19 protein-coding genes are annotated in these 22,425 nt (G+C 69.0%); 15 read left to right on the forward strand and 4 right to left on the reverse strand.

What is annotated here, in order from left to right; genetic code table 11:
- Window positions 1-33 precede the first annotated feature (33 nt).
- The 3 genes from PX653_RS07145 to PX653_RS07155 all read left to right on the forward strand — a co-directional run bounded on the left by PX653_RS07145 (window position 34) and on the right by PX653_RS07155 (window position 4,214).
- Window positions 34-2,169: a TonB-dependent receptor gene (locus PX653_RS07145; protein ID WP_277417209.1), complete on the forward strand. Its 2,136-nt coding sequence runs from the start codon at window positions 34-36 to the stop codon at window positions 2,167-2,169.
- Window positions 2,170-2,352: 183 nt separating this feature from the next.
- Window positions 2,353-3,138: a pentapeptide repeat-containing protein gene (locus PX653_RS07150; protein ID WP_277417210.1), complete on the forward strand. Its 786-nt coding sequence runs from the start codon at window positions 2,353-2,355 to the stop codon at window positions 3,136-3,138.
- Entirely contained in the window at window positions 3,138-4,214 is a 1,077-nt protein-coding gene (locus tag PX653_RS07155; protein WP_277417211.1) for a hypothetical protein, read from the forward strand. The genes PX653_RS07150 and PX653_RS07155 overlap by 1 nt, the downstream gene beginning before the upstream one ends.
- 212 nt (window positions 4,215-4,426) lie before the next feature.
- Here PX653_RS07155 and PX653_RS07160 read toward each other — a convergent pair whose 3' ends face one another.
- The gene (locus tag PX653_RS07160) at window positions 4,427-5,152 is read right to left on the reverse strand and encodes an SDR family oxidoreductase (protein ID WP_277417212.1); all 726 of its coding nucleotides are present in this window, start codon (window positions 5,150-5,152) and stop codon (window positions 4,427-4,429) included.
- Between the two features lie 163 nt (window positions 5,153-5,315).
- On the reverse strand, window positions 5,316-5,849 hold the full coding sequence (locus PX653_RS07165; protein ID WP_277417213.1) for a chemotaxis protein CheD: 534 nt from the start codon (window positions 5,847-5,849) through the stop codon (window positions 5,316-5,318).
- A gap of 232 nt (window positions 5,850-6,081) precedes the next feature.
- On the opposite strand from PX653_RS07165, the gene PX653_RS07170 reads away from it, so the two are divergent.
- The 6 genes from PX653_RS07170 (at window position 6,082) to PX653_RS07195 (ending at window position 12,086) form a co-directional block, all read left to right on the forward strand.
- Entirely contained in the window at window positions 6,082-7,470 is a 1,389-nt protein-coding gene (locus tag PX653_RS07170; protein ID WP_277418534.1) for a circularly permuted type 2 ATP-grasp protein, read from the forward strand.
- A 13-nt stretch (window positions 7,471-7,483) separates the two neighbouring features.
- The gene (locus PX653_RS07175) at window positions 7,484-8,422 is read left to right on the forward strand and encodes an alpha-E domain-containing protein (RefSeq protein ID WP_277417214.1); all 939 of its coding nucleotides are present in this window, start codon (window positions 7,484-7,486) and stop codon (window positions 8,420-8,422) included.
- Window positions 8,423-8,431: 9 nt separating this feature from the next.
- A complete protein-coding gene (locus tag PX653_RS07180; RefSeq protein ID WP_277417215.1) occupies window positions 8,432-9,250 on the forward strand; it encodes a transglutaminase family protein in 819 nt (272 codons plus the stop codon).
- A gap of 67 nt (window positions 9,251-9,317) precedes the next feature.
- On the forward strand, window positions 9,318-10,142 hold the full coding sequence (locus tag PX653_RS07185; protein ID WP_277417216.1) for a proteasome-type protease: 825 nt from the start codon (window positions 9,318-9,320) through the stop codon (window positions 10,140-10,142).
- Between the two features lie 8 nt (window positions 10,143-10,150).
- The gene (locus PX653_RS07190) at window positions 10,151-10,840 is read left to right on the forward strand and encodes a response regulator transcription factor (protein WP_277417217.1); all 690 of its coding nucleotides are present in this window, start codon (window positions 10,151-10,153) and stop codon (window positions 10,838-10,840) included.
- Window positions 10,833-12,086 carry a sensor histidine kinase gene (locus PX653_RS07195; protein WP_277417218.1) on the forward strand — a complete coding sequence of 418 codons (1,254 nt, stop codon included), beginning with the start codon at window positions 10,833-10,835 and terminating at the stop codon, window positions 12,084-12,086. The genes PX653_RS07190 and PX653_RS07195 overlap by 8 nt, the downstream gene beginning before the upstream one ends.
- A gap of 121 nt (window positions 12,087-12,207) precedes the next feature.
- Here PX653_RS07195 and PX653_RS07200 read toward each other — a convergent pair whose 3' ends face one another.
- Both PX653_RS07200 and PX653_RS07205 read right to left on the reverse strand, forming a co-directional pair.
- On the reverse strand, window positions 12,208-12,384 hold the full coding sequence (locus PX653_RS07200; protein ID WP_277417219.1) for a hypothetical protein: 177 nt from the start codon (window positions 12,382-12,384) through the stop codon (window positions 12,208-12,210).
- Window positions 12,381-13,544, reverse strand: a complete 1,164-nt coding sequence (locus PX653_RS07205; protein WP_277417220.1) for a PepSY-associated TM helix domain-containing protein — start codon at window positions 13,542-13,544, stop codon at window positions 12,381-12,383. Before PX653_RS07205 ends, PX653_RS07200 begins: the two co-directional genes overlap by 4 nt.
- A 137-nt stretch (window positions 13,545-13,681) precedes the next feature.
- On the opposite strand from PX653_RS07205, the gene PX653_RS07210 reads away from it, so the two are divergent.
- The 6 genes from PX653_RS07210 to prsT all read left to right on the forward strand — a co-directional run bounded on the left by PX653_RS07210 (window position 13,682) and on the right by prsT (window position 22,409).
- A complete protein-coding gene (locus tag PX653_RS07210; RefSeq protein WP_277417221.1) occupies window positions 13,682-15,847 on the forward strand; it encodes a TonB-dependent receptor in 2,166 nt (721 codons plus the stop codon).
- A 96-nt stretch (window positions 15,848-15,943) separates the two neighbouring features.
- Window positions 15,944-17,236, forward strand: coding sequence for an alpha/beta hydrolase (locus tag PX653_RS07215; RefSeq protein ID WP_277417222.1), 1,293 nt, complete (start codon window positions 15,944-15,946; stop codon window positions 17,234-17,236).
- A 12-nt stretch (window positions 17,237-17,248) separates the two neighbouring features.
- Complete coding sequence (locus PX653_RS07220; RefSeq protein ID WP_277417223.1) at window positions 17,249-17,647, forward strand: Hpt domain-containing protein; 399 nt, start codon at window positions 17,249-17,251, stop codon at window positions 17,645-17,647.
- Between the two features lie 320 nt (window positions 17,648-17,967).
- Window positions 17,968-18,438, forward strand: a complete 471-nt coding sequence (locus tag PX653_RS07225) for an SEL1-like repeat protein (protein ID WP_277417224.1) — start codon at window positions 17,968-17,970, stop codon at window positions 18,436-18,438.
- Between the two features lie 138 nt (window positions 18,439-18,576).
- Window positions 18,577-19,278, forward strand: coding sequence for a response regulator transcription factor (locus PX653_RS07230; protein ID WP_277417225.1), 702 nt, complete (start codon window positions 18,577-18,579; stop codon window positions 19,276-19,278).
- Window positions 19,279-19,664: 386 nt separating this feature from the next.
- Window positions 19,665-22,409 carry an XrtA/PEP-CTERM system TPR-repeat protein PrsT gene (gene prsT / locus PX653_RS07235; RefSeq protein WP_277417226.1) on the forward strand — a complete coding sequence of 915 codons (2,745 nt, stop codon included), beginning with the start codon at window positions 19,665-19,667 and terminating at the stop codon, window positions 22,407-22,409.
- The last annotated feature ends 16 nt before the right edge of the window (window positions 22,410-22,425 follow it).

The raw sequence follows: 22,425 nt of genomic DNA on the forward strand, positions 1-22,425 counted from the left end.
TGGCTATTTTATTGCAACCTGATGGAGACTCCGATGACCCAACCCCTGCCCCTCGTCCGCGCCGTTGGCGCCGCCTGCCTGTTGATGGCGCAAGGCGCCGCGCTGGCCCAGGCCACCACCGACGACGGCGGAGAGATGAACGAGGTCATCGTCACGGCCACCCGCACCGCCAAGGCCGTGGACAAGATCCCCGGCGCCGTGTCGGTCATCGGCCAGCGCGAGCTCGAGGCGCAATACCTCGTCGCCGACGATCCCTCCGCCGCGCTGGCCACCTACATTCCCGGCTATGCGCCCAGCCGGCAGAAGATGTCGTCCGCCGGCGAGTCGATGCGGGGCCGCACCACGTTGATCCTGCTGGACGGCGTGCCGCAGTCCAATCCCCTGCGCGCCGGCATGCGCGAGGGCTATTTCGCCGACACGGCCATCATCGAGCGCATCGAGGTCATCAACGGCGCCTCGGCGATCCAGGGCATGGGCGCCACGGGCGGCATCGTCAACTACATCACCAAGACGCCGAAGGCGCCCGGCACCACCGTTACCGTCAACGCCCGCGTGGCATCGCAGTTCCGCCACGATAACGTGGACTGGAAGACGGGCCTGACCGTCACCCATCAATCGGGCGACTTCGACCTGCTGGCCTACGGCAGCGTGCAGCAGCGCGGCATGGGCTACGACGGCAACGGCCGCCTGCTGGGCATCGACGTGGTCCAGGGCGACACCATGGACGCCGACGGCGGCGACGTGTTCGTCAAGCTGGGGCGCAACTTTGGCGACCAGCGCCTGCAACTGACGGTGAACCGCTTCAAGTTCGAAGGCGACGGCGACTACCGCAACGTGCCAGCCGTCTTCGCCCAGGGCATCCCGACCAGCGCCACCGAGGGCACGCCGCCCGGCATGCCGTCCCGCAACGACGTCAAGACGGCCAGCCTGGACTACCGCCACGCGGACCTGTTCGGCGGCGCCCTGAGTGCCCAGCTGTTCAGCCAGGATTTCTCGTCGCTGTACGGCGCCACCAACACGGCCACGTTCCAGGACATCCGCTACGCCCCCATCGGCACCTTCTACGACCAGTCCGAGATCGTGGCCGACAAGCACGGCGCCAAGCTGACCTACGTGCGTCCCGACCTGCTGCTGCGCGGGCTGGAAGCCACCGCCGGCGTCGACTTCCTGCGCGACCGCAGCCGCCAGCAACTGGCCGGCACGGGCCGCACGTGGGTGCCGACCCTGGACTTCAAGTCGACGGCACCGTTCCTGCAGCTCGAATACGAGGTCGGTCCCGTCACGGTGCGCGGCGGCGTGCGGCACGAATCGGCCGACCTGCGGGTGGACACGTACACCACGCTGGCCTCCTACGGCAATCGCCTGGTGCAAGGCGGCGAGCGCTCGTTCTCGAAAAGCGTGAAGAACCTGGGCGCCGTGTGGCGCTTCGCCCCGCAATGGTCGGCGTTCGTCTCCAGCGCCGAAGGCTTCGGCCTGCCGGACGTGGGGCTGGTGCTGCGCGGCGTGAACCGCCCGAACCAGTCGGTGGCCCAGCTGTTCAACCTGGAGCCCGTCGTCACGCGCAACAACGAGGTGGGCGTCAACTGGCGCGGCGCGCTGGGCCACGTGGGCGCGTCCATGTACGACTCGCGCTCCAAGCTGGGCACCGTGCTGCGCATCAACGCGCAGGGCACGGGCGTGCTGGACCGGGTGCCGACGACCGTGCGCGGCTGGGAAGTGTCGGGCGAGCTGCGCGCCAGCAAGGCCTGGTCGGGGTTCGGCAGCTACGCCAGGACCATGGGCAAGACGGCGGCGACCGCCGGGGCGCCGATGGACCTGGCGCTGGGCGCGCGCTCGCAGGCGCCGGACAAGCTCGTCCTGGGCGCCAACTGGCAGCCCGTGGCCGGCACGCAGCTGCGCCTGCAGGCGACCCGCCTGGAGGACCGCGACATCAATATCGGCCGCGTGGTCGGCACCGCCAACCTGGAAGAACATTTCCGCGGCTATACGCTGGCGGACCTGGCGGCCACGTTCGACACCCGCTACGGCAAGTTCGGCCTGGCGGTGGAAAACCTGACGGACCGCCAGTACATCGGCTACTACCCGCAGTCGGCCAACTACAAGGAAGCGACGTCGTACTTCGCCGGGCGCGGCCGCACGTTCTCGGCCAGCGTGACGCGCACGTTCTGAAGCTTGCATTCGGACGCTTGCATTCTGGCGCTTGTATCCCGCATGCCGCTACCCCGGGCAGGGGGCGGCTGTCCCTGTGCGCGGTCAAAAGATGTCGTCTTTTTTGCCCGGCGCCCCTTAACCGGGCTTAACAAGCGCGGCATAATTGGGTGACGGGCATCCGCCCGCTTTCCGAGGCCGGTCATGAACGCATCCAGGCACTTCACTTCCCACCGCCGCGGCGGCCCGCCCCGGCTGCCGCTCCCGCCCGTCCCACCGCCGGCCCACCGGCTTGCGAAAGAGGAACTCACCGGGCGCGACCTGCGCGGCGCCATGCTGGACGGTGCCGACCTGCGCAATGCCGACCTGGCCGGTGCCGACCTGACGGCCGCCAGCCTGCGCGGCGCCGACCTGTCCGGTGCCATATTGCGCGGCGCTGTGCTGGCCGAAGCCGACTGCGGCGGTGCCCGCTTCGACGGTGCCTGCCTGGACGGCAGCAATGCCGTCCACTGCCGCCTGGCCGGTGCCAGCCTGCGGCACGTGCACGCTGATGGCGCCAACTGGGCGGGCGCGGACCTGAGCGACGCCGACCTGTCCGGGCTGGCCGCCGTGGACATCGACCTGACCCGCGCCGTACTGGACCGCAGCCATGCGGCCGGCATGACGCTGCGGGCCGCCAGCGCCGATTGCAGCCGCTGGAAAGCGGTGCGCTGGAGCGGCGTCGCGCTCGTCCAAGGCAACCTGCGCGGCGCCGACCTGCGCCAGGCGCAACTGGCTGGCTGCGTCGTCGACGGCACCGATTTGCGCGGCAGCACATGGGAGCACGCCCGCTGGCGCGACGTGACGCTGGCCAACGGCGCCACGCTGCACGACGCCCGCGCCGATACCTTGTGCGCGCCTGGCTGCGACATCCCAGGCTGGCAACGGCCCGAGCCGGCGCAGAGGCCGGCCGGCCCGCCCCGGCTGGACGTCGTGCGGAGTGGCACCTGATGGCCTGGCGCTGGCTCGCCGCGCTGCTGTTGGCCCTGCTGGTTGGCGCCGCCGGCGCCCAGCCGGCCGCCCCCGCCCCTGCCGCCGCCCCGGCCGCCCCCGGCACGACGCCGCCGGAAGCCTGCCCCACGCCCCGGCAATACGGCGCCGTCGCCGTCACCGGCGTCACCGCGTTCGTGCCCTACCGGCCGGGCGCAGCGCTGGCGGAAGTGTCGCTGCGCGACGGCATCGTCGTCACGGTCAACGACCTGGATACGCTGCTGGCGCGGGAACGCTGCTCGCCCCGGCAGAAGAAGATCGTGCTGTTCCTGGACGGCCGTCCGCTGGCGGACATCCGGCCCTACCCGCCCAGCAACCCCGTCGCCAACACCCTCAATTTCGTGCTGAACCGCACTGAAACGTCGCGCGACGTGTGGACGCACCTGCTGGGCAAGCCGCAGTTCCGGCCGCGCCAGCTGGCCGTCAGCGTGGGGATCGAGGACGAGTACCCGATCGCGTCGCAGCACACGATCGCGCTGCGGGTCATCCCGATGGGCTGGTTCGCCCTGTGGACGTCGCTGTTTTCGGTACTCGCGGTGGCCTTCATCCTGCTGGCCCGGCGCAGCGACGTGCTGCGCGACCCTGGTCCGCTGCCGGGCCCGGGCCGGCGCAAGCCCTACAGCCTGGCGCGCACGCAGGGCGCCGTCTGGTTCGGCGTGGTGCTGGCCGCCTACCTGTTCATCGGCATGATCACCGGGGACTACGCGACGACGATCACGCCGACCGTGCTGGCCTTGATGGGCATCAGCGCGGGCACGGTGATCGGCTCGTCGCTGATCGACCATCCGCCCGGGACGGAGCAGGTTACCGAGACCGTGGGCAGCCGCGGCTGGCTGGCGGACATCCTCAGCGACCGCTACGGCGTGAGCTTCCACCGCTTCCAGATGGCATCGTGGACGCTGGTGCTGGCGATCGTCTTCATCCAGCAGGTCTACCGCGACCTGGCGATGCCCGATTTCGACATCACCCTGTTGGGACTGATGGGGATCAGCGCAGGCACCTACCTGGGCTTGAAGACGACCGCCGAGGGCAGGTAGCCGGGATTGGCTCTCACCCTGGACCGCCAAGCGGGTCCGGGCCCTGATACCGCCAAGTCAAGGTGTATCTGTCAGCGAATCACTGACTTTTAACCCCGAGACCAAGCACTGGGGTCAGACCCGCCGGGTCTGACCCCGGCTCCTTGCCGTTGGGTGCGAAGCTCGTTGCGCACGTGGTGCCTGTCGTGGAAGGCGCCAGTACGTCAGACGCATCACGACAACGCACGCAGATCGGTCACCTGGCTGTTGCCAAACCCGTCGCCCAGCAGGTAGTCGACCAGCCGCGCCCCCGTGTCGTCCGCACCGGCCAGGCCGCCCTCCCGCTGCAGCGCGACAAAACGCGCCAGCGCCGGAAAGTCGCGCTGTTCGACGCCGCGGATGTGCGCCTGCATGGCCGTGTCGATGACGCCCGGCGCCACGCTGGCGATGCGCAGACCGGGCAGGCCGTCCTGTGCGACGGCTTGCGCATGCATGTCCAGCGCGGCCTTGGTGGCGCAGTACACGCTCCAGCCCGCGTAAGGGCTGCGCCCGGCGCCGCTGGAGACGTGGACGATGCGCCGGTCCGGACAGGTGGCGGTAGCGGCCACGAAGGCGTCCGCCAGCTGCAGCGGCGCCGTCACGTTGATGGCGACCGCCTGCGCCAGCGCGGCGGCGCCCTGGCGGCCCGGCGGCCCGACCGGGGTGACGACCCCGGCATTGTTGACCAGCACGGCGGACGTGGCGCCGCCCAGGAAGCGGGTCAAGGTCCCCTCGGCCAGCCATGCCGCCACCGCTTGCGGGTCGGCCAGGTCGAGCGTGGCTTCCTGCAGGCCCTGGGCCGCCAGGCCCGCATTGCCGCCCCGTGCGACGCCCAGCACGGCGGCGCCGCGGCGCAGCAATGCCGCCGCAATGCCGGCACCCAGGCCGCGGCTGTGTCCCGTCACGATCGCCTTGATCATGTTTGCTCCGTCAAAAATGGGGATGGTAGCACCGGCACGACCGCCGGCATGGTCGCCGTGGCGTTTCGACCTGCCGCCATGTGCGACCTGCTGCACATGGCACGGGCGGGCGGGGATGGGCATGCGCCGTCGGCGTGTCCGGTGGAACGCGGGCGCGACGGGACTAGCGCCGGGGAGGCGCCTTGTTGCCCACGTCCTGGATGGTGAACGCCAGGTCGCTGCAGCGCAGCGTCAGGCGGCAACCCTGGCGGCCGCCCAGGCGGCGGTGCACGACCCGCAGGCCCAGTGCGTGCGCGCCGCGCTCCAATGCGGCGATGTTCTTGTCGCCCACCGTCACCGGCAATTGGGCCTTGCCGAACAGGCTGGCGCCGCCGGCGGCCACCACTTCCAATTCGGCGTAATCTTCGGGGCGTGCACCCAGCGCGCGCAGCATGGCCGGCAGTGCCGTGCTGACGTAGCGTGCGCCGGCATTGCTCTCATGGAGTGGCGCCTCGCCCAGCAGGCAGTGGGCCAGCGCGGCGCGGCGCTTGCGGCGCCACAGGATGCCGATGCCGACGCAGGACCCCAGCAGCGCGGTCAGCACCGTCTCGCCGCAACCCACTTCGAACTCGCCGGCCCAGATATGGCGCATCCCGGCCTGGCCCGGATCGGGCGGCGGGGTGGCACTGGGCAACGGCAGAGATTGTGAAAGCGGCATGGACGACCCTGGACGGAAACGATGGAGGGGAAACGCACGGTTTGCCGGACATTGATTGGGTCAGCGTTTCCATGATGCATGTATTCACTGGCGAAGTAAAGAAATATTGCTCGTGGGAATTGTCCGCTGTGTCACCTGCTCAACAGTGCGACAGCCGTGGCATGTAATTTGCATAATGACATGATTGCGAGGAGGAACTTCAGTGCAGCCCAGTCCAGATTTTTATAACGAAATGTCGGCCGACGGCAGGGTCCGGCCACACTACCGCGAATTCGCCCAGTGGCTTGCCCAGCAGACGCCCGACGCCATCGAGCGCAAGCGTGCCGAGGCCGACCTGGCATTCCGCCGCGTGGGCATCACGTTTGCCGTGTACGGCGACAACGCGGGCACCGAGCGGCTGATCCCGTTCGACATGATCCCCCGCATCATCCCGGCGGACGAGTGGAGCCTGCTGCAGCGCGGGCTGGAGCAGCGCGTGCGTGCGCTCAACATGTTCATCGACGACATCTACCACGAGCAGCACATCATCCGCGCCGGCGTCGTGCCGGCCGAGCAGATCTACCGCAACGCCCAGTACCGGCCCGAGATGCAGGGCATCCGCGTCGCCTCCGACATCTATGCCCATATCGCCGGCATCGACATCGTGCGTGCCGGCGCGGGCGAGTTCTATGTCCTCGAGGACAACCTGCGGGTGCCGTCCGGCGTGTCGTACATGCTGGAAGACCGCAAGATGATGATGCGGCTGTACCCGGAGCTGTTCGCCAGCCACAAGGTGGCGCCGGTGGAACATTATCCGGACCTGCTGCTGGACAACCTGCGCTCCGTGGCGCCCGTGGGCGTGATCGACCCGACCGTTGTCGTCATGACGCCCGGCATGTACAACTCGGCCTATTTCGAGCATGCGTTCCTGGCCCAGCAGATGGGCGTGGAGCTGGTCGAGGGCAAGGACCTGTTCGTCAATAACAACGCCGTGTGGATGCGCACCACGCGCGGCCCGAAACGGGTCGACGTGATCTACCGCCGGCTGGACGACGACTTCCTCGACCCGCTCGCCTTCCGGGCCGATTCCGCGCTGGGCGTGCCCGGCCTGCTGTCGGTGTACCGCGCCGGCCGCGTCACGCTGGCCAACGCCATCGGCACGGGTGTCGCGGACGACAAGTCGATCTACCCGTACGTGCCGGCGATCATCCGCTTCTACCTGTCCGAGGAGCCCGTGCTGAACAACGTGCCCACGTACCAGTGCCGCCATGCCAAGGAGCTGGACTACACGCTGGCCAACCTGGCCCAGCTCGTTGTCAAGGAAGTGCATGGCGCGGGCGGCTACGGCATGCTGGTGGGGCCGGCCTCCTCCGCGCGGGAGATCGAGGATTTTCGTGCCCGCCTGCTGGCGCGGCCGGACGGCTATATCGCCCAGCCCACGCTGGCGTTGTCGAACTGCCCCACGTTCGTCGAGAACGGCGTGGCGCCGCGCCATATCGACCTGCGCCCGTTCGTCCTGTCCGGCAAGACCATCTCGATGGTGCCGGGCGGCCTGACCCGGGTGGCGCTGCGCGAAGGCTCGCTGGTGGTCAATTCGTCGCAGGGCGGCGGCACCAAGGACACGTGGGTACTGGAACAATGACGAAGGAGATCTTATGCTGAGCCGTACCGCCGACCACCTGTTCTGGATGGCCCGCTACACGGAACGGGCCGAGAACACGGCCCGCATGCTGGACGTGAACGTGCAGACCGCCTTGCTGCCCCAGTCCGAGGACGCGGCCCGCCAGGCCTGGCGCGCCATGCTGGGCATTTCCGAGCTGCAGCAGGCCTACGACCGCAAGCACGAGTCCGTCACGCAGCGCGACGTGATCGAATTCATGGTATGCGACCCGTCCAATCCGTCTTCCATCATCGCCTGCCTGACCGAGGCGCGGGAAAATGCCCGCGCCGTGCGTGGCACGCTGACGACGGAAGTGTGGGAAGTGCAGAATCAAACCTACCTGGACCTGCGCCGACGCCTGCACGGCGGCCAGTTGCGCGCCGACCCCAGCCAGTTCTTCGAATGGGTCAAGTACCGTTCGCACCTGTCGCGCGGGGTGACGCTGGGCACGATGCTGCACGACGAAGCCGTCCACTTCATGCGCCTGGGGACGTTCCTGGAGCGGGCCGACAACACCGCGCGCATCCTGGACGTGAAATTCCACGGCACGCCGGAGGGCACCGACGCGCGGCGCGACTTCTACCACTGGGCGGCGCTGCTGCGCTCCGTGTCCGCCTTCGAGATCTACCGCAAGGTGTATCGCGACGTCATCACGCCGGCGCGGGTGGCCGAACTGCTGATGCTGCGGGCCGACATGCCCCGCTCGCTGCTGGCCTGCCTGGACGAAGTCGTGGAAAACCTGCGCGAAGTGCGCAACGACGTCTCCAGCGAGACGGAGCGGCTGGCGGGCCAGCTGCATGCCGAGCTGCGCTTCGGCCGCATCGACGATATCCTGGCACGCGGCCTGCACGACACGCTGACGCAATTCCTGCAGCGTATTTACGAACTGGGCAACCGGGTCAGCCGCGATTTCCTCGTGCCGCTGGCCGCCTGAAGGAACACCATGCAACTCTCGATCCGCCACGAAACGCTGTACCACTACACGGCCACGCTGGCCTACACGATCCAGCAACTGCACCTGACGCCCCGGGCCGAGCCCCAGCAGCACGTGCTGCAGTGGCAGCTGGACGCGCCCGGCCACCTGCACGCGTACACGGACGCCTACGGCAACCTGTCGCACATGCTGACCCTGGACAAGCCGCACGAGGCCCTGGCCATCGTGGCCGAGGGCGTCATCGAGACCACCGCGCCGCCGCAGGGACGGGTGCAGACCAAGGACACGCTGTCGCCCCTCGTCTACACGGTGGCGACGCGGCTGACGGCGCCCGACGAGGCCATCCGCGCACTGGCGGCGGCCTTCCTGCCGGGCCAGCGCGTCGGCACGCGCGAGCTGATGGGCCTCGCCGGGCACATCCACGGTGCGGTCGCGTACCAAACCGGTGCGACGGAAGTGACGACCACGGCCGGCGCCGCCCTGGCGCAGGGCAGCGGCGTGTGCCAGGACCACGCCCACATCTTCCTGGCCTGCTGCCACGCGGCCGGCATCCCGGCCCGCTACGTGTCGGGCTACATCGACCCGGGCTACATCGGCCTGGACAACGCCGATCACGCGGCCAGCCACGCCTGGGTGGACGCGTGGGCCCACGACGACGGCTTCGCGGGCTGGGTCAGCATCGACGTCACCCATGCCCGCCTGATGACGGACGCATATTGCCGGATTGCCATCGGGCGCGACTACGAGGCGGCCGCGCCGATCCGTGGCATGCGCGCCGGCGGCGGCGACGAATCGATGAAAGTGGAGGTCCAAATAGTTCCACAGTGAAAGCTCTCTGTGTACAATTGAACGTACTTCCACCTGAACCGTTCACCCGATGACTTATTGTGTTGGCATGCGCCTCGAGGAGGGGCTCGTCTTCCTGGCCGATTCCCGTACCAATGCCGGCGTGGACCAGATCGGCACGTTCCGCAAGCTGAACGTGTTCGAGAACCCGGGCGACCGCGTCATGGTGATGATGACGGCCGGGAACCTGTCGATCTCGCAATCGATCCGCGAGCTGATCGGCGAATTCGCGGGCAGCAACGGCTACACGATCTGGACGGCGCCGAACATGTACGAGGCCACCCGCGTGCTGGGCGAAGCCATCCGCGTGGTGCACGAGCGCGAAGCGCAGGCGCTGGCGCAGTTCGGCATCGACTTCAACCAGGCCATCATCTTCGGCGGCCAGATCGGCAACGAACGGTGCCGCCTGTTCCAGCTCTACTCGGCCGGCAATTTCATCGAATCGCATGCCGAGAGTACCTATTTCCAGATCGGCGAAGCCAAGTATGGCAAGCCCATCCTGGACCGCGTGGTCACCCGCGCCACGTCCCTCGACGAGGCGGCCAAGTGCGCCCTGATCTCGATGGACTCGACGCTGCGCTCGAACATCTCGGTGGGCCTGCCGCTGGACATGCTGGTGTACGAAAACAACAGCCTGGCCGTGACCCGCTTCGTCACGATCGACGAGAAGAACCAGTATTTCCAGATGCTGCGCAGCACCTGGGGCGAGCAGCTGAAACGCATCTTCGAGGGCATCGAGGCGCCACACTGGCAGGCCATGCCGCAGAACGCGCACGAACCCGTGCGCATGCCGCTGCCGCTGACGATCGCCCCGCACGGCCCGGCCGCGCCGCCGCAGTCGGTGGCGCAGCAGATGGCCAGCAACCAGCAGTAGCGGCGCGGATGCAGCGCAGCGCGCTGGCGGTCCTGGTCGTCGAGGACCATGCCACCATCGCCCGCCAGGTGGTCGCCTTCCTCGACGGCCTGGGCTGGCACACCGACCATGCCGCCACCGGCGCCCTGGCGCTCGACCTGGCCACGCGCGTTTCCTATGACGTCATCGTGCTGGACCTGAACCTGCCGGACATCGACGGCATCGACGTGTGCCGCGCGATCAAGCAGCGCGCGCCCCGCAACGTGCCGGTGCTGATGCTGACGGCGCGCGACGCCTTCGAGGACAAGGCGCGCGGCTTCCACGGCGGCGCCGACGACTACCTGACCAAGCCCTTCGACCTGCGCGAACTGGCGCTGCGCTGCGAGGCGCTGGCCCGGCGCGGTCGCCTGCATGTCGGGCGGGAACAGCAGGTCGGACCCCTCACCTTGTTCCCAAACGAGCTGCGCGCCACCTGCCACGGTCAGCCGCTGGCGCTCACGCCCAGCGGCATTCGCCTCCTTGCCCTGCTGGTCGAAGCGTGGCCGCGCGCGGTGTCCCGTTCCACGCTGGTCCACGCCTTGTGGGGCACGCAGCCGCCCGACAGCGACGCGCTGAAATCGCACGTGTATGCGCTGCGCCGCGCACTGGAAGGCATCGGAGGCATGCGCCTCGTCACCATCCCCCAGCTGGGCTACAGGCTGGAACTGGCCGATGGCTAGCCCGATCCGCCGCCGCCTGTTTGCCGCCCTGGCCGGCTTCACCACGCTGCTGTGCCTGGGCTACACGGGATTGCTGCTGGTGGTCTCGTATGTCACCGAGGACATGCTGGTGGACCGCCTGCTGGCACGCGAAGCGGCGGCGCTGTCGGCAGCTTATGCGCGCGACGGTCAGCTCGCGGCCCCAGGCCTCGACCTGGTGCGGGTGTATCGCAGCGCGGCCGCGCTGCCGCCACCGGTGCGGGCCCGGGTCGCCGCCGGTCACGCGCGCGGCGAGATCTTCGCGCCGGACGGCGCCCACTACCACCTGCGCACCGTACACCCTGCCCCTGGCGCAGCGCCGGTCTGGCTGGTGGCCGACGTCGGCCCGATCCTTGTCGTTTCCCGCCTGTTCCAGGAGGTCGGCGGGCTGCTGCTGCTGGTGGCGTTGGGACTGGTCGCGCTGGCGCTGGGCCTGGCATGGTGGCTGGCGCGCCGGCTGGTCGCGCCGCTGCTGCAACTGGCCCACGACGTGCGTACGCTGCCGGCGCAAGGCAGGTTCGCCTTCGCGGCACGGCGGCGCGGCGACGAGATCGGCTACCTGGCCGACAAGCTGGGCACGGCGCTGGCCGACCTGCACGCGGCACTGGCGCGCGAACGCGCATTCACCCGCGACGTCAGCCATGAACTGCGCACGCCGCTGACGGTCATGAAGAACGCCCTGGTCGCCGCGCCGGACGCGCAGGCGCTGGCGCAGTTGCGCGCCGGCGTGGACGACCTCGCGGCGACGGTGGACGTGCTGTTCGCCCTGGCGCGCGCCGAACGGCTGCCGCTGGCGCCGTTCGACCTGCGCGGCTGCATCGAGGACAGCCTGTTGCGCCAGCCCGGCTGCGCCGACTGGGACGAGGGGCGCCTGGAGTTGCGCCTGCCGGGGCGGGTGCCCGTGACGGGCCACCGCCAGCTCGCCATGGTCCTCCTGGACAACTGCATCGGCAACGCGCTGCACCACGGTGGGCCCCGCTGCCGCCTGGCGCTGTCGTACGAGCAAGGCGAACTGGCCATCGTCAACTCGGTGGGGCAAGAACCCAACGCCGCACAGGGCTTCCGGCACGGCCACGACGTCCTGGCACGGGTGGCCGCGGCGATGGGCTGGTCGGTACGATTCGAGCCCGGTGGCGACAGCTATCGGGTGGCGATCGCGGTGACACCGGCCGAGGCCGTGTCCCACCGCGGGGTCAGTCACCAAAACGGGACACGGACCCGGCCATGAGTGCGAGCCGCGCGGGGACGGCGGCGGCGTATGGGCCCGTAAACGGCCGAGGCCGTGTCCCACCGCGGTGACAGGCACCGGAATGGAACACGGCCTCGGCTTTGCCGGGGACCGGAGGCTGTCAGCGCCCCTGCTGCCGCAGGCTGTGCCAGGCGCCCAGCCCGACCGGGATGCCCAGTGCGAAGGCGGAAACATAGTCCAGGAAGCCATCGCCCAGCAGTGCGGCCACGAGGCCGATCGTCGTCAGGATGCCCAGCAGGATGGGTGCGCCCCACAGGCGCAGGAATTCCTGGCTCATCGCGCATCTCCCTGGCGCGCCAGCGCCGGCATCAGGCCTGCATCCGCGGGCGTGTCCTCGCGGCGGGATGGCACGGTGACGCCGCGCTTGAGCCACAGGTACAGGCCGCTGCCCAGCACGACAATGGTGGCCACGTCGAGGGCCGCCCACAGGAACTTCATCAGCTGGCCACCGTAGTCGCCGAAGTGCAGCGGCTGCGATACCAGCAGCGCCGTCAGGTACCACGGCAGGTCGCGGCTGTCCGTCACCCTGGCGGTCTGCGCGTCGATCAGGACGGGTTTATACAGGCGCGACGTCAGCGGCGTGGTGCCGTTCATGAACACGCCATAGTGGTGTTCGCTGGTGTACGGCGTGCCGGGGAACGCGATGAAGCCGATCTTCATGTCCGGCTCCAGTGCCTTGGCGGCGGCCACGGCCTGCTGCATCGAGCCGAACGACGTCAGCGGCGGCGCGTTCTTGTACGGCGCGACCATGTCGGCCATCTCGGTGCCCTGCCAGTACTTGAGCATCAGGTCGGCCCACGTGTTGATCATGCCGGTCGCGCCCACGACGAGCGCCCACGTCAGCGTGACGATGCCCAGCAGGTTGTGCAGGTCCAGCCACTTGGTGCGGGGCGTGCGCTGGCGCCGCACCGTGCCGAACTCGAGCTTGCGCATGAACGGCGCATACAGCACCACCCCGGAAACGATGGCCACCAGCAGCAGCAGCCCCATCAGGCCGAGGAACAGCTTGCCCCACAGGCCGGCATACAGGTCCACGTGCAAGTGGAACATGACGGACATGAAGCTGCCCTCGAACTGCGGCGTGGGCAGCACTTCGGCCGTGCGGGCATCCACCGCGGTGGCTTTGTAGTTCGTGTCCGTGCCATGGTCGCCCAGCGTCAGGTTCCAGATGGTGTCGTCGTCCGCTTCCTGCGACATGTACATCATCTGCTTGCCCGGGTACAGGGCCTTGGCGGCGGCGATGACCTTGTCCAGGTCGGCTTTCGGCGTGTCGGCCGGCATGGGCTTCGACTCCACCTCGGTGCCCAGCAGGTGGCCGATCTCGTGATGATAGATCAGCGGCAAGCCGGTAATGCACAGCAGCAGCATGAAGACGGTGCAGACGAGGCTGCTCCACTTGTGGACCCAGGCCCAGCGGCGGATGTTAACAGGTGTCATGGCAAGACGAAATAGGGAAAAGTGGGTAGATGATAATAGAAACTATTCTCATTTACCAGCAACTTCCACACCGATATAATCGTGCCGTCTTTCATGCCACGCCGCTGCGCGTGTTTTTCCTCCTACTACCCAGCCATATGTCCAAGCCATCCCTGCACCCCATTGCCCTCGCCGTCCTTGTCCTCGCCAGCAGCAGCGCGGCCGCCCAGGACGCCGGCGCCGAGCCGATCGCCACCGTCGTCGTCAGCGCGTCCGCCGATGCCTCCGCCGCCGGCCTGTCCCGCGCCTATTCCGGCGGCCAGGTCGCACGCGGCGGGCGCCTGGGCCTGCTGGGCAATGTCGACATCATGGACACCCCGTTCAACGCCACCAACTACACCCAGCAGCTGATCCAGGACCAGCAGGCGCAAGGCGTGGCCGACGTGCTGCAGAACGATCCGGCGGTGCGCGTCGCGCGTGGGTTCGGCAACTTCCAGGAGCTGTACGTCATCCGCGGCTTCGCCGTCAACTCGGACGACCTGGCCTACAACGGCCTGTACGGCCTGCTGCCGCGCCAGTTCGTCGCCGCCGAGCTGCTCGAGCGGGTCGAGGTCTTCCGTGGCGCCAACGCCTTCCTGAACGGCGCCGCGCCAGGCGGTGGCGGCATCGGCGGCTCCATCAACCTGGTGCCGAAGCGGGCCGGCAACGCCGCCCTGACCTCGGCCAGCGCCGGCATCGAAAGCGGCGGCCAGAAGGTGGCGGCCGTCGACATCGGCCGCCGTTTCGGGCCCGACCACCGCGCCGGCATCCGTGTCAACGCGGTGCGGCGCGACGGCGGCACGGCCGTGGACCGCGAGGAACGGGAGCTGGCCGTGGCGTCCGTCGGGCTGGACTGGAACGGCGGCAATTACCGGCTGTCGGCGGACGTCGGCTACCAGGACCAGGAACTGACGGCGCCCCGCACCAGCGTCAGCGTGGCCGCCGGCAGCGCCGCCCCGGCCGCGCCGGATGCGTCGCGCAACTTCTCGCAGCCGTGGACCACGTCGAAGGAGCGCGACACGTTCGGCACGCTGCGCGGCGAGCTGGACCTGGCAAAGGACACGGTGGCCTGGGCCGCGTTCGGTGCCCGCTCCGGCGACGAATCGAATGTCCTCAACAATACGACGGCCAACGCGACCGGCGCCGCCACGATGTACCGGTTCGACAACGTGCGCGAGGACAAGGTGCGCACGGGCGAAGTGGGCGTTCGCACGAAACTGCGCACCGGCACGGTGGGCCACAGCGTGTCGGCCACGGCCAGCACCTTCTCTGCCGACTCGCGCAACGCGTACGCGATGAGCGACTTCGGCGCGGGCGCCATCGCCACGAACCTGTACGCACCGCGCGACGCGGCCCTGCCCGCCGCCACGTTCTTCACGGGTGGCCGGATGGACGCGCCGCTGACGACCAGCAAGACCAGGCTGTCCAGCTATGCCGTGGCCGACACGCTCGCGTTTGCGCAGGAGCGCGTGCTGCTGACCGTCGGCCTGCGCCACCAGCGCATCGAGGACACGAGCTACCTGTACGACACGGGCCGGCAGGACTCCCATTACGAGCGCAGCCGCAATACGCCGGTGGCGGCCGTCGTCGTCAAGCCGCTGCGCAACCTGTCGCTGTACGCCAACTATATCGAGGGTCTGCAGAAGGGCCAGGTGGCGGCGGGCGACGTCGTCAATATCGGCCAGACGTTCGCACCGACCGTGTCGCGCCAGAAGGAGATCGGGGCCAAGTACGATGCCGGCACGGTGGGCTTCACGGCGGCCGTGTTCAGCACCGCGCAGCCGCAGGCGGCCATCGTGAACCGGGTGTTCGGCCTGAATGGCGAACAGCGCAACCGGGGCCTGGAGCTGACGCTGTTCGGCCAGCCCGTCAAGGGCCTGCGCGTGCTGGGCGGGCTGACCTTGCTCGATGCCGAGCAGCGCCGCACGCAGGACGGCAGGACGGACGGCAACGACGTCATCGGCGTGCCGCGCACCCAGCTGAACCTGGGCGCCGACTGGGACGTGCCCGGCGTGCCGGGCCTGGCGCTGACGGGCCGGGTCAACCACACGTCGCACCAGTATGCCGATGCCGCCAACCTGCAGCGGGTGCCCTCGTGGACCCGGACCGACCTGGGCGCGCGCTATATCGCACGGGTAGGCGAGCGTACCGTCACCTTGCGCGCTCGCATCGACAATGCGTTCGACCGGGATTACTGGGCCTCCGCCGGCGGCTATCCGGGCCAGGGCTATCTGATGCTGGCGGCGCCGCGCACGCTGGTGGTGTCCGGCACGCTTGAGTTCTGACTGGACTTGCCCCACGGCCTGTGGTGAACTACGGGTTACTGCGGGTGTCGCCGCAGAGATCACCGCAGGAATCACCGCAGCGTGGAGGCAGCACCCATGGATGTCATCACTTCCGCAGTGACGGCGGCAATCGCCGAAGGCGGCTCCAGCGCCGCCTACCAGATGCTCAAGGCGCGCCTGGCCCCCCGTTCCCCGCGGGTGGAGGAAGCGATCCAGGACCTGGAACAGGATCCCGGTTCGCTGTCGCGCCAGTTCGCCTTGTCCGACGCGCTGGCCGCGGCCGGGCTGGCCGGCGACCGCTACCTGCGCGCAGCCGCCCGCAACCTGCTCGATGAAGTGGAGCGGCGCCAGGCCGCGGTGGTGACGCAAGAGACCCAGCTGCGCGTGGCGGCCGACCCCGGCACCCCCAACCATGCCGTACTGCAGGTGTTCTTTGCCACCGACCGCCAGCAGACCGGCGACCGGCATCCGGCGCGCCAGTTCGGCAGCGGACGCGGCACGCTGACCTACGGCAGCTGCGAGGTCAGTATCCCGCGCGATCACCGCATGGGCGAGCTGGAGTCCCCTTCCCTGCTGCGGCTGCAGTTCCGTCCCGATCCCGACCGCCATGTCATGCTGATGCGTAACGAGCTGGCCAGCCGCGACCAGTTCTTCCCCACGCTGGCGCAGGCGATCGCCGCCACCGGCAACCGCAGCGCGCTGTTGTTCGTGCACGGCTACCGGGTCAGTTTCGAGGACGCGGCGCGGCGCACGGGCCAGATCGCCTACGACCTGGGCTTCAACGGCGTGCCGCTGTTCTACAGCTGGCCGTCGCAAGGCCGCCTGTCCGGCTACATGGTCGATGAGACCAATGTGGAATGGACGCAGGCCCGGCTGACGGAGTTCCTGACCGACTTCCTGGCCGGCACGCAGGCCGAGCACGTCTACCTGCTGGGCCACAGCATGGGCAACCGGGCGCTGGCGCGGGCAGCGGCCGCCGTGATCGCCGCGCGGCCCGACCTGGCCGGGCGTCTGCGCGAGATCATCCTGACGGCGCCGGACATCGATGCGGATGTGTTCCGCCGCGATATCGTCCCGGCGCTGGCCCGGGCCGGCAATCCAGTCACCCTGTACGCATCGTCCAACGACGAGGCGCTGCAGATGTCGAAGCGCGCGCACGGCTATGCCCGCGCAGGGGACAGCGGCGAAGGCCTGGTGGTCGCGCCCGGCATGGAAACGGTCGACGCGAGCCGTGTCGATACGGACTTCATCGGCCATTCGTATTACGCGGAAGGGCGATCGGCGCTGGCCGACATGTATTACCTGATCAACCAGCAGTTGCGGGCAGCCCAGCGCGCCGGCCTGCAACCGGTGGACGCCCCGACCGGGCGCTACTGGACCTTCTATTGACGGAGCCCTGCCATGACGGCCTATGCAAGTGCCCATGATGAAACGATTTTCTGCGTCGACGAGCTGGTGGAAGCGCTCGGCAACGACGAACGCGCCGTGCGCAAGGTGGTGCACATCGTGCGCGACTGCATCAGCACGGGGATCGAACCGCTGAACCAGGCCGGTGACGCGGTCCAACAGGCGCGCTTCATGGAAGCGCGCCGCATCGTCCACCGCCTGCGCGATACGGTGTCGGAACTGGGCGCCAAGCGCTTCGTGGCGGCGTGCATGGGCCTGGAACTGGCGCTGGCCGAAGGCAAGGTGTTGCAGATTCCGCTGCTGTTCACCGCCGTCGAAAACGAACTGCGCCTCGTGATGGAGCACGCGGGCGCCTGGCTGGACCAGCATGCAGGCCGCGCCAGCGCCCGCTGAGCATGCTCGACAGTACTAACGACTGGTTACAATTGTTACGCCAGCGTCCCTTCTTGGTCTGGCTTGTCGCAAAGTTGACATGCTAATATTGCCACGATTGCAGGAGGTGTCCGCGCGCCGTGCCGCGCTGGCCACCGCACCGCAGCGATCGTGCGCCACTGTGATGTGAAAGTCACTACAATCGCGCGGCGGTTACTGTTGGGCTACGCTCGTGGCATTGCCTATTGGCAATTTCATGTTACAGTGTCGCCCCTGCGGCACCTGCCCGTGACACCCTGTCAACCGCGTCGTGCAGGTTTGAGTGAGGCAAGAAGAAGAATATGGAATTATTTAACAAGTCGGGCGCGCTGATCGCGTTCGTACTCGTCTCGGTGGGCGCCTTGATTGCCTGCCAGGCCAAGGAAGACGCGGTGCCGCCGGCGCCGGTCATCGAGGCCGTTGCACAGAAACTGACGATCCATGGCGGCGCCGCCGCCGAACGCCGCTTGCGCGAGTGGGCCGAGCAAGGTTCCGTCGTCGCCAAGCGCGAGCTTGGCATGATCTACCAGAGCAAGACGCAGCAGCGTGGCGAGGCCATGCGGCTGTTCGAGGAAGCGGCACGGGCCGGCGATTCGGAGTCGGCCTTCCAGCTGGCCGAAATGGTGCGGGCACCGTCGGACAGCGGGGCGGAAAGCCGCGCGCTGTCGCTGTACCAGCAAGCGGCCGAGCGCAGCCACGCCAAGGCCGCACTGCGCCTGGCGTCCCTGATCCGTGGCGCCGATGTCGCCGCCCAGCCTGCCGCGCTCAAGTAATTCGCCGTTATCCCCCCTTTCCCCGCACCGCTGTTTAAGCAAATTAACATCGCTTAACTTGTCATGGCGGCGTTGCAGTTCCATCATGACTGCAACAGAAGCAACGGCCGTCCGCCGTTGCCCAACGGGAGACCTGCCATGCCGATCCACCAGCCCCATGTCCACCTCATGCATCGTGACGCCGTCATGACGGCCGGGATGCAGGCGTTGCTCGCCCCGTGCGGCGAGTTCGTGCTGACGGCGCAGGCCAGCCAGCCGCAGGGCCATGGCGCCGCCCAGGTCGTCGTCGCCGACTATGACACGGGCCTGGCCCTGGCGCGCCAGCTCCCCCAGGACCGCTTCGGAACCGCGCCGCGCGTGCTGATCGTCACCCAGTGCGACAAGGAATGGGAAGTGCGTACGGCGATGGACTGCGGCGTGCACGGCTACCTGCTGCAGGGCTGTACACCGGACGAGCTGGTGCGGGCCGTGCGCCAACTGGGCCAGGGCTTGCGTTACCTGAGCGAGGCGGTCACCCGTTGCGTCGCTGACAGCCTCAGCCGCGAAACGCTGACGGGACGCGAGACGGATGTCCTGCAACTGCTGGCCAAGGGCTGCTGCAACAAGACGATCGCACGCGAACTGGGCATCGGGGTGGGTACCGTCAAGACGCATGTAAAAGGCCTGATGAGCAAGCTGGACGCAACCGCGCGCACCCACGCCGTCGTCGTGGCCACGCAGCGTGGGCTGATCGATGCGGGACGCCGCCCCGGGACACCGTTCGTGGCCGCTACCACCCCGGCGCGCCCGCGCCCGATGCAGCCGGCGCCAAGCCCGGCCCGGCAGGCAGCCCTGCAGTAGGCCCAGCCGCGACAACGCGGGAAGCGGGCGTGCTCGTGTCAGCGTCCGCACCTGGGGCAAAATTGGGGACAGCCTCCGATTGCAAAATTGGGGACAGCCTCCGATTGCGCTGATTGCGCGCTGACCCGTGCATCCGCCAGTCGGGCATGGTCTTGATGGTGGGGTTGTGCTGCGCTGACATCGAAGGCTGTGCTCGAAGCTGTCATCTGGTCGGGAATCCGCCCAACGCTGGGAGCCGGCCGGGAGCGTGTTGGCTTGGGGGCCCGATACCGATGTGGCCGAGGCCTGAGCGGTATCGGCTCGCCCGGCGCCGGGTGTTGAGGCCGATCAATGGCCGCCGATGGCGATTTCCTACGCTGGCAGTTCAGCCAGTCACGGAGACCGCCATGTCCGCACGTCCTGTCCGTACCATCCTGTCCGCCCTGCCCCTGTTGCTCGTGCTGGGCGCCTGCAGCCGGACCCCGCCCGCCGCCGACCTGATGGCCGATGCACGGCGCTACCGCGACCAGGGCGACACCCGGGCCGCCATCATCCAGCTGAAGAACGCCGTCCAGCAGCAGCCCGGCAACGCGGCCGCCCGCCTGATGCTGGGCCAGTTGTACCTCGACAGCGGCGACATGCTGTCGGCAGAGAAAGAACTGCGGCGCGCGCGCGACGGCGGCGCCGGTGCCGCGACCGTATTGGCCGCGCTCGGACGTGCGCTGCTCGCGCAAGGCCAGTTCGAGCGCGTCCTTGGGGAGACGGAAACTGCCGGCGACGCCGCGGCGCTGGCCCTGCGCGGCCAGGCATTGCTGGGACTGGGCCGCAGCGGCGACGCCCGCTCCGCCTTCGAGGAAGCGCTGCGGCGCCAGCCGGGGCTGGTCGAGGCGACGCTGGGCATGGCCCGGGTCGCGTTGGCTGGCGGCGACGCGGCCCAGGCCCGCCGGCTGACGGACCAGGCCATCGGCGCCAGCCCCGACAGCGTCGATGCGCTGCGCCTGCGGGGCGACCTGCAACGGGCCGCCGGCCAGCGCGACGCCGCCCGGGCCTCGTACGAGCGCATCGTCTCGAACAAGCCCAACAACGTGCAGGCGCACGTGGACCTGGCCAATCTCGACATCGAGGCAGGACGCTTCAAGGAAGCGCGCGAACGCATCGCCCGCGCCCGCAAGGCTCAGCCGAACAGCCTGCTGATCTTCTACTCGCAAGCCTTGCTGGACTTTCGCGAAGGCCACGCCAAATCGGCGCGGGAGCAGCTGCAGCAGGTATTGCGCACGGTGCCGGACCATCTGCCCAGCGTGCTGCTGGCCGGTGCCGTGGAGCTGGCGCTGGGCGCGGACGGACAGGCCGAGCGCTACCTGACGCAATTCCTCCAGGCCAATCCCGGCAACGCCTACGCCACCAAGCTGCTGGCCACGGTCGCCCTGCGCGGCGGCCAGCTGGCCGATGCGCTGAAGCTGATCCACCCCCTGCTGAAGGCGACGCCGGACGACGTCGAGGCGCTCGCCCTGGCAGGGGAAGCGGAGATGCGTGCGCGGCACTTCGACCGGGCCGCGGAACACTTCCAGAAAGCCAGCGTATTGCGCCCCGATGCGGCCGGGCTGCGCCTGGCCCACGGGGTCAGCCGGCTGGGGATGGGCGAGAACGTACGCGCCATTGCGGAGCTGGAGCACGCCAGCCAGGGTACCCTGCAAGCCGGCCGCGCCGGCATCCTGCTGGTGCTGACGCACCTGCGCGAAAAACAGTTCGACAAGGCGCTGGCCGCCGTCGATGGCATGATCCAGGCAGGCGACAACGCCATGCTGCAGAACCTGCGTGCCGGCGTGCTGCTGGGCCGCAGCGACGTCGAGGGGGCCCGCGCCGGTTTCGAGAAGGCCCTGGCGCTGGACCCGCTATACCAGCCTGCGCTGGACAACCTGGCCCAACTGGACGTGGTGTCGCGCAAGCCGGAAGATGCCCGCAAACGCTATGAGGAGGCATTGGCGCGCGACAAGACGAACGTGGGCCTCATGACGGCGTTGGCGCGCCTGGCCACACAGCAGGGCAAGCCGGCGCAAGCCATGCGCTGGCTCGAGCAGGCCCACCGGGAACGCCCGGACGCGGCCGCGCCGGCACAGTTGCTGGCCGCGTTTTATTTGCGCGCGGGCGAAACGGCCAAGGCGCTGACGCTGGCGCAAAAGCTGCACGCGACGGCCCCCGAGGCACCCGACATGCTGGCACTGCTGGCGGAAACGCAGGCCGAGGCCGGCCAGCCCCAGGCGGCGCTGGAGAGTTTCGAGAAGCTGGCGGTGCTGCAGCCAAGCGCAGCCGCCCAGCTGCGCATCGCCACGCTGCACCTGGCCGACAGCCGGGTGGAGCATGCCCTGGCCGCCGCCCGCAAGGCCGTCAAGCTGGAGCCGGACAACGGCGAGGCGGCCATACTGCTGTCGAGCCTGTTGATCGAGAAAAACGCGCTGGCGGAAGCGACGACCCATGCGCGCGGCTGGCAGGCGCGCCATGCCGGGTTGCCGCTGGGCTTCAAGCTGGAGGGCGACGTGCTGATGGTGCAGCACAAGCCTGCCGACGCGCTGCAGCGTTACGAACAGGCCTTCAAGCTCGCGCCGTCGGGGCCCGTGCTGATGGCCCTGCACCGGGCGCTGCAGGTGGCCGGACGCCAGCCAGAGGCCGCGGCACGCATGGCAGCCTGGCTCGAGCGGCAGCCGGCCGACCAGCCGACCCGGATGTACTACGCCAGCGCGTTGGTGGCCGCCGGTGATTTCGCCGGCGCGGGCAGCCACTACCTGAAGGTCGTCGAACGTTCACCCGACAACGTGGTAGCCCTGAACGACCTGGCCTGGACGCTGCTGCAGCAGAAGGACCCGCGCGCGCTGGCCCACGCCGAGCGGGCGCACCGGCTGGCGCCACGCAATCCCGCGGTGGCCGACACCCTGGCGGCCATCCTGCTGGAGCGCGGCGACACCGCCAAAGCGCTGCCGCTCTTGCGCCAGGCGGTCGCCGGGGCGCCCAACGCCGCCGAGATCCGCTTCCACCTTGCCCAGGCGCTGCTGAAGGCGGGCGACCGGCCGGGCGCGCGGGCCGAGTGCGAGCACCTGCTGCAGCGGTCCGACTTCAAGCGCCACGACGAGGTGCGGCGCATGCTGGCGCAGTTGTAGTATCGGCGCCATTGGA

The sequence above is a fragment of the Pseudoduganella chitinolytica genome (assembly GCF_029028125.1).
GTDB classification, from domain to species: Bacteria; Pseudomonadota; Gammaproteobacteria; order Burkholderiales; family Burkholderiaceae_D; genus Rugamonas; species Rugamonas chitinolytica.